General features: G+C 61.5%; 6 protein-coding genes. 1 reads left to right on the top strand and 5 read right to left on the bottom strand.

What is annotated here, in order from left to right; all coding sequences use genetic code 11:
- The first annotated feature begins 253 nt into the window (after positions 1 to 253).
- Positions 254 to 1,174 (top strand): LysR family transcriptional regulator, encoded by a 921-nt coding sequence (locus VK98_RS15655; protein ID WP_048414930.1) that lies wholly within the window; start codon positions 254 to 256, stop codon positions 1,172 to 1,174.
- 69 nt (positions 1,175 to 1,243) lie between these two features.
- Here VK98_RS15655 and VK98_RS15650 read toward each other — a convergent pair whose 3' ends face one another.
- From VK98_RS15650 to htpX, 5 genes are all read right to left on the bottom strand, one after another.
- Positions 1,244 to 2,326: a porin gene (locus tag VK98_RS15650; protein ID WP_053077422.1), complete on the bottom strand. Its 1,083-nt coding sequence runs from the start codon at positions 2,324 to 2,326 to the stop codon at positions 1,244 to 1,246.
- 494 nt (positions 2,327 to 2,820) lie between these two features.
- A complete protein-coding gene (locus VK98_RS15645; RefSeq protein WP_048414929.1) occupies positions 2,821 to 4,272 on the bottom strand; it encodes an ATP-binding protein in 1,452 nt (483 codons plus the stop codon).
- The gene (locus tag VK98_RS15640; RefSeq protein ID WP_048414928.1) at positions 4,269 to 4,988 is read right to left on the bottom strand and encodes a response regulator; all 720 of its coding nucleotides are present in this window, start codon (positions 4,986 to 4,988) and stop codon (positions 4,269 to 4,271) included. Before VK98_RS15640 ends, VK98_RS15645 begins: the two co-directional genes overlap by 4 nt.
- 289 nt (positions 4,989 to 5,277) lie before the next feature.
- Positions 5,278 to 6,264 (bottom strand): TerC family protein, encoded by a 987-nt coding sequence (locus VK98_RS15635; protein WP_048414927.1) that lies wholly within the window; start codon positions 6,262 to 6,264, stop codon positions 5,278 to 5,280.
- A gap of 101 nt (positions 6,265 to 6,365) precedes the next feature.
- Complete coding sequence (gene htpX / locus VK98_RS15630) at positions 6,366 to 7,247, bottom strand: protease HtpX (protein WP_048414926.1); 882 nt, start codon at positions 7,245 to 7,247, stop codon at positions 6,366 to 6,368.
- Positions 7,248 to 7,342: the final 95 nt, after the last annotated feature.

The raw sequence follows: 7,342 nt of genomic DNA, 5'->3' as shown, positions 1-7,342 counted from the left end.
AAGGCGAGACAAGGCGAAAACGGCTGAGAAAGCGGAATGGACTCGTGGTACATGAGCGTTTCTAAGCTGTACCCGCCGCGCCACGTGTCACGACGCGCAGCAGATCGTAAGCAGGTTTTTAGTTGATCGGGTCGAAGCAGTCTATGCGGCCGCCGCCCCGGCTAACATCATCAAGCGCCACGGTTTACATGAATGAAAATGAATGTATTAATCAGCCTGTTTCCACGCATAGCGCCTACCGGCGCGGAGGCCCATGATCAATACCTTGAGCGATATGGATTTGCGGCTGATCCGAGTGTTCCAAGCCGTGGTCGAAGCCGGCGGCGTCTCCGCCGCGCAAGGCGCGCTGAACACCAGCCAATCCACCATCAGCAATCAGCTGGCGGCGCTGGAAACCCGGCTCGGCTATCGACTGTGCGAGCGCGGCCGCGGCGGATTCGCGCTGACGGCCAAGGGCGAACGTCTGCTGGCCGCCAGCCGGCAACTGCTGGAGTCGATTGAAATGTTCTGCCAGGAAGCCCGACAGCTGGACCGGCAATTGGTCGGGCAATTGCGCATCGGCGTGATCGGCCATACCGCGCTGGGCGCCAACGCGCGGCTGTCGACGGCGATCCGGCGCTTTCGCGCGCGGCCGCAAGCGGTGGAATTGATTCTGTCCATGCTGCCGCCGGGCGGCCTGGAGGAGGCCTTGCTGTCGGGCGGCATTCATCTGGGCATCGGCTATTGCTGGCATCGCGCGCCGCAGCTTGATTACCAACCACTGTTCGTCGAACAGCAGCAGGCCTACTGCGGTCGCGACCATCCGCTGTTCCCACAAGCCGGAGCGCTGAGTCCCGCCGATCTGGCCGCGCACGACTGGGCCTGGCGCAGCTATCCGCTGCCGGACACCAGGCTGCCGGCGGCGGATTGGCGCATCAGCGCCCGCGCCGACAATATGGAGGCGATCGCCGCCCTGATTCTGTCCGGCCATCATCTGGGCTTTTTGCCGGAACACTATGCCACGCCGCTGGCGGAGCGGGACTTGCTGCGAGCGCTGGACCCGGCGCGCTGGCGCTATCTGGCCGAATTCCAACTGGTCACCCGCAAACGCGGCCATCCCAATCCGACACTGCAGGCCTTCGTCGACGACCTCGTCGCCGCCCACGGCGAGCCGCTTGCCGAGCGCCGGACATGAAAAATGCCGCCCCTGTTGCCAGGGGCGGCATTCCAAACTGTTCGCAGCTTTACGTCTAGCCCGTAACGCTTAGAACTTGTGTACGACGTTCAGACCGAAAGCCTTGATCTTGTCGGTGGACTGACCATTGCTCTTCAGGTAAGCGCTGTCAGCCTTGATTTCGCCGTACTGAGCGCCCACGGTGGTGCGCTTGGACAGGCTGTAGTCAACGCCCAGCAGGTACTGCTTGTAGCCGCTGTTATCTTTCTTCACGCCGTCAATCTTCGCGTCTTTGGACTGAGCGTAGGTGAACTTGGGCATGAAGGCGCCGATCTGGTAGCCGGCGGTCAGCGCGTATTCTTGCGATTCGTACTTGCGACCGTCAGTAGCGGTGCCCAAGTCAGCCAAGAAGTACTCCGGCGTCACGGTGGCGTCGCCCTTGTCATTGCGATAGCCCAGCGCCACGAAGATGTTGTTGGCGTTGTAGCCGGCTTCGATGCGGTGCTTGTTGTTGGCCTTGCTGCCACCGCTCTGAGCAACGGTAACCGGGCTTTCGTGGATGTACTGGTACTTGCCGAAGAAGCCGCTGTTCTCGTAGGACAGGCCCAGGTTGTAGGTTTCGCGATCGTTGTTCTGAACAGCGTTAGCGTTGCTATCGAAACCGCGCTTGTCTTCCTTGGTGCCGTACAGGAAGGCGGCTTGGAAGCCAGCAAATTCCGGGGTGTCGAAACGCACGGCGTTCTTAACATAGCCGTCGCCGCGGGTGAAGGCATTCAGTTGCAGCGCGTTGCTGCTGCTTTCCCACGGGTTAACTTGAGCCATGTCGGACTCGCCGTAGTTGGCCAGGTGACCCAGACGGAAGGTACCGAAGTTGGAGGACAGACCCACGAAGGATTCGCGGCTGGCGAAGGAACCGCTGCTTTCGCCGGTGCGGCTCTGGCCGTCGATGCCGAAGCCGGTTTCAACTTGCCAGATGGCTTTCAGGCCATTGCCCAGATCTTCATTGCCTTTGAAACCAATACGGGAACCCAGGTCGTCGATATTGGTTTGCTTGGTGCCCTTGCTGCTGTCGACGTATTCAACGCCGCCCTTGATGGTACCGAACACGGTTACGTCGGCGAAAGCGGCTGCCGGCAGGGTGGCAACCATCAAAGCGATCAGACTTTTTTTCATGATGTGGCTATCCTTCTTGTTTACTTAGGAAGTGAGCGAATACTAGTTGTTGTGTTTCACATTTGCAACTAGCCATGCAAACTTGTGGTCATTAAACAACAGTAGTGTCAAAAAAACAACATCAGACTTCAGGCAATCAGACTGAAACGCTCAAGCTAAGTTTCACTCTCAACTTGTTAAAATTCATTAACCACAAGCATTTGAGCAAAAAAATGCCCGCACGCGGCGGGCAGAAGATTGGATAGACTTGACTCGAACTCAAAGAATCGAAAAAGAATCTGTATCAGTGAATTCTGACACTGATTGTAATCAATCACTTTGTAAATGTCCATTTACAATACGGCTTTAATGTAAATAGAGTGTGAATACATCGTAAATTTTGAGAATTGCGCAGATACAAAGACGCCGGCGGCTCATGCCGCGTTCTCAACACTGCAAAACACGCAGACAAGAAAAAAGCCGCGCAAACGCGGCTGGAGGCAAGATCTGCGCCGTCAATGCCCGGCGGGCAAGGTCAGCCGCACGCACAAACCGCCTTGCGGCCGGTTGCTCAGCTTGAGGTCTCCGCCGTGGTCCCGCGCAATCGCCCGCGCGATCGCCAGACCCAGACCGCTGCCTCCGGTATGGCGCGCCCTGGAGTCCTCCAAGCGCACATAAGGCTCCATCACCCGCTCCAGATCGGCCTCGGCGATGCCCGGCCCCTGATCCTGAATGCACACCTCCACCCAGTCCTCCCGCTGCCGCAGGCTGACCTCGATTCCCGCGCCGCCATAACGGCGCGCGTTCTCCAGCAGATTGCCCAGGCAACGGCGCAAGGCGCCGACCTTGCCGGCCACCGGCGCCACCGGCTCTCCGTGCAGCTGGATGTCGGCGCCGAAAGCCTCCATATCCTCCGCCACGCTTTCCAGCAAGGCGTTGAGGTTGAGCTTCACCACCTGCTCGCTGCCGCAACCGCCGCGCAGATAGGTCAGCGAATCATTGATCAGTTGGTCCATCTCCAGCAGGTCGCGCTCGATCGCCTGTTTTTCCGACGACTCGGCCAGCCCCTCCAGACGCAGGCGGATGCGGGTGATCGGCAAGCGCAGGTCGTGCGAGACGCCGGCCAGCATCTGATTGCGGGTTTTCAGCAGGCGCTGCAGCTCGGTCTGCATCCGGTTGAAGGTTCTGGCGGCTTCCGCCACCTCCTCGGAACCGGTCTCCGGCAGGGGCGCCTGGTTAAGGTTGCTGGCCAGGCCCCGGGCCGCGCGCGCGAACAGGTCCAGCGGCCGGATCAGCTGCCGCACCGCCCAAGCGCCCAGAATCGAGGCCGTCAAGGCCACCAGCAGCAGCCAGGCCAGAATGCGGATGGGTTGATCGGCCAGCGAAATCGGCCGCGAAGCGTTGAAGGTCAGCACCGTGCCGTCGCTCAGCCTGGCCTGCACCGTGGCCAGATGGGTCTTGAATTCGGCCAGCGGGCCCAGCGCGGTCAACTCCTCGCTGACAATGGAGCCGGCGACGCCGGCGTCCCGCGTAGGCGTGAAGTTTTTCAAGCCCAGTCCTCCCACCCTATCGATCAAGGCCGCGCGGCCGCCCGCCGACGAGTCCTGCTGCTTGGACAGCACTTGCAGCGGGTAAGGCTTGATCAGATCGCGCTTGATCAATTGCTGAAACGAGCGGCCATGCAGACTCAGCTGATGCTCCGGCCGTTCCCAGAAGCGGTCCATGCGCACCAGCAGCGTGGGCTGGTTCAAGGCGGAGATCACCTGCTCCCGGTATTTGCTTGGGCACTCGTCCAATAGATTGACGATGTCGGCGATGTGTTGCGCGGTGTACTGCACGCGCAAGGAATTGCTCAGGCGATCGCGGTCGCTGAGAATGAAATAGATGCCCAAGGCGTTGGCCAGCAGCAGCCCGCCCACCAGCGTCAGCAAAATCTGGCCGTACAGCGTGCGCGGCAACCACTTCATCGCAGCGCTTCCACCTCGCAGGCCAGCATATAGCCGCCGCTGCGTATGGTCTTGAGCAGCATCGGTTCGCGCGCGTCCTCGCCCAGCCGGCGGCGCACCCGCCCTATCATCACGTCCACGGTGCGGTCGAAGGGGCCGGCTTCCTTGCCGTTCATCGCTTCCATCAGTTGATCTCGCGACATCACCGCGTTGGCGTTTTCCGCCAGGGCCTGCAGCAGCTTGAACTCGCCGCCGGACAACGGGGTGACCACGCCTGCCTCATCCAGCAGATGCTGGGCGTTCAAGTCCAGCGTCCAGCCGGCGAAGCTCAGCCGGCGCACGCTGGCCGCATTCGCCGGCTGATCCGATACCCGGCGCAGAATGCTCTTGATCCGCGCCAGCAGCTCGCGCGGACTGAACGGCTTGGTCAGATAATCGTCGGCGCCCATCTCCAGGCCGATGATGCGGTCCAGCTCGTCGCCGCGCGCGGTCAGCATCAGGATGGGCATGCAGGAACGTTCGCGCAGGTTGCGGCACAGCGTCAGCCCGTCCTCGCCCGGCAGCATCAGATCCAGGATCAACATATTGTAGTTCTGCGCGGCGATTGCCTGATGCATGGCCTGGCCGTCGCCGACGGCGTCGACGGCGAAGCCCTGCTTGCCCAGATAGTCGCGCAGCAGATCGCGCAGATCGGGGTCGTCATCCACCACCAGCAATCTTGGCAAATCGACAGTCATAACAGCTCATCTCCATTACGGCTTTATTATAAGACCCGCTAACAAAACCCCTGATCCTGCATTGCGCCTCCTTGTCGTACTATGGGTGCTGCCTGCGTCGGCGCGCCTTGGCTCAGCTTCTCTACGTGGTTTGGTTAGCGGCTCTAAGGATACCGCGCCCGCCCGCCGGGCTGAGGGAGAAATCGTGGGCAAATGAGAAAGGTTTACACAAGGTTTACAAAAAACCGGCCAGGCGCAATGCGCGTGGCCGGTTTCTCTTTCCCCGCCGGAGCCATGCTCCGGCTCCGCCTCAATCATTGGGGTTCTGATCGCGCGTCTTGTGCAGCGAATACAGCACGCCGGCCAGCAGCAGGCCCAGCGTCGCCGCCAAGGACCAGGCGGTGGGAATCTTGAACGTCACCCAACCCACGTCGTTGAAGAACACCAAGCCCACCTTGACGCCTATCATCACCAAGACCAGCGACAAGGCGTACTTCAGATAATGGAAGCGATGCACCATCGCCGCCAGCGCGAAATACAGCGCGCGCAGGCCCAGGATCGCGAAGATGTTGGAGGTGTAGACCAGGAACGGGTCCTGGGTGATGGCGAAGATGGCCGGAATGCTGTCCACCGCGAACACCAGATCGGCGCTCTCCACCATGATCAGAGCCAGCAACAGCGGCGTCGCCCACCAGCCGCGCGCCAGGCCATGCGCCTCGCCGCGCACCAGGAATTGCTTGCCGTGCAAGTCCGGCGTCAGCCGCAGATGACCGCGCAGCCACTGATACATGCGGTTTTCCTGGATAGGCGCGTGTTCGTCGTCGGAAAACAGCATCTTGATCCCGGTGGCGATCAGGAACAGGCCGAACAGGACCAGCACCCACTGGAACTGCGCCACCAGCGCCGCGCCCAGGCCTATCATCACGGCCCGCATCACGATCACGCCGAGGATGCCCCAGAACAGCACCCGGTGCTGATACAAGCGCGGCACCGCCAGGCTGGAGAAGATCAGCGACATCACGAAGACGTTGTCCATGGACAGCGACTTCTCCACCACATAGCCGGTCAGATACTGCATGCCGGCGTCCGCGCCCTGATACCACCAGATCCAGCCGCCGAAGGCCAGGCCGACGCCGATGTAGAAAGCCGACAACAGCAGGCTTTCCTTGACCCCGATCTCTTTTTCCTCCTTGTGCAGCACGCCCAGATCAAAAGCCAGCAGCGCCAGCACGATGGCCATGAACATCAACCACACCCACAAGGGATAGCCGGCAAAACCGGCGTTCAACCATTCCATAAGCATTCCTTTCGGCAATAGAAAGGCCCCGGGCCGAGCGAGCCGCCCCGGGGCCTGAATTCACACACGCCGCCCCCGCTGCCGCGGAGGCGGGTCAAGATTTAACGACCGTGTTCCAGCGCGCCGATGCGCTCCTCGATGCTGGGGTGGCTGGAGAACAGCGCCATCAGGCCGCCGCGCCCGCCGGAGATGCCGGAGGCGGCCATGTTCTGCGGCAGATCGCCAGCGGCGACGCCGCCCAGGCGGCGCAGGGCGTTGACCATCGGACGCGCGCCGCCCAGCAGCGTGGCCGCGCCGGCGTCGGCGCGGAATTCGCGCTGACGCGAGAAATACATCACGATGGCGGAGGCCAGGATGCCGAACACGATCTCACAGACGATCACGGTAACCATGTAGCCGATGCCCGGGCCGCTGGACTCTTCGTCGTTGCGGCGCAGGAAGTTGTCCACCAGGTAGCCGACCACGCGCGCCAGGAAAAACACGAAGGTGTTGACCACGCCCTGGATCAGCGTCAGCGTCACCATGTCGCCGTTCTGGATGTGGGCGACCTCATGGGCCAGCACCGCCTCCACTTCTTCTTCCGTCATCGAGGCCAGCAGGCCGGTGGACACCGCCACCAGGGAATTGGACTTGCTCGGGCCGGTGGCGAAGGCGTTGGGCTCGCCCTCGTACACCGCCACCTCGGGCATCGGCAGATTGGCGCGGCTGGCCAGCTTCTGCACGGTGTGCACCAGCCAGCGCTCGGTGTCGTTGCTCGGCGTTTCGATCACGCGCGCGCCGGTGCTCCACTTGGCCATGGTCTTGGACAGCATCAGCGAGATGAAGGCGCCGCCGAAGCCCATCACCGCGGCGAAGCCCAGCAAGGTGCCCAGGTTCAGGCCGTTGCCCGTCATGTAGCGGTTCAGCCCCAACAAGCTGGCCACGATGCTCAGCACCACCATCACGGCGATGTTGGTGGCGATTAATAGGATGACTCGTTTCATGGTGTTGGCCCTTGCGTTGAATTCGACGGCATTCCGCGGAACGCCCGACACAGTGCATTCTAGACGCTGCGTCCCTCGGAAAAAATCAAATATAA

This window comes from Chromobacterium sp. LK11 (assembly GCF_001043705.1).
Lineage (GTDB): Bacteria > Pseudomonadota > Gammaproteobacteria > Burkholderiales > Chromobacteriaceae > Chromobacterium > Chromobacterium alkanivorans.
The sequence above is the reverse complement of the archived record's forward strand: the minus strand, read 5'-3'. Positions and strand labels throughout refer to the sequence as shown.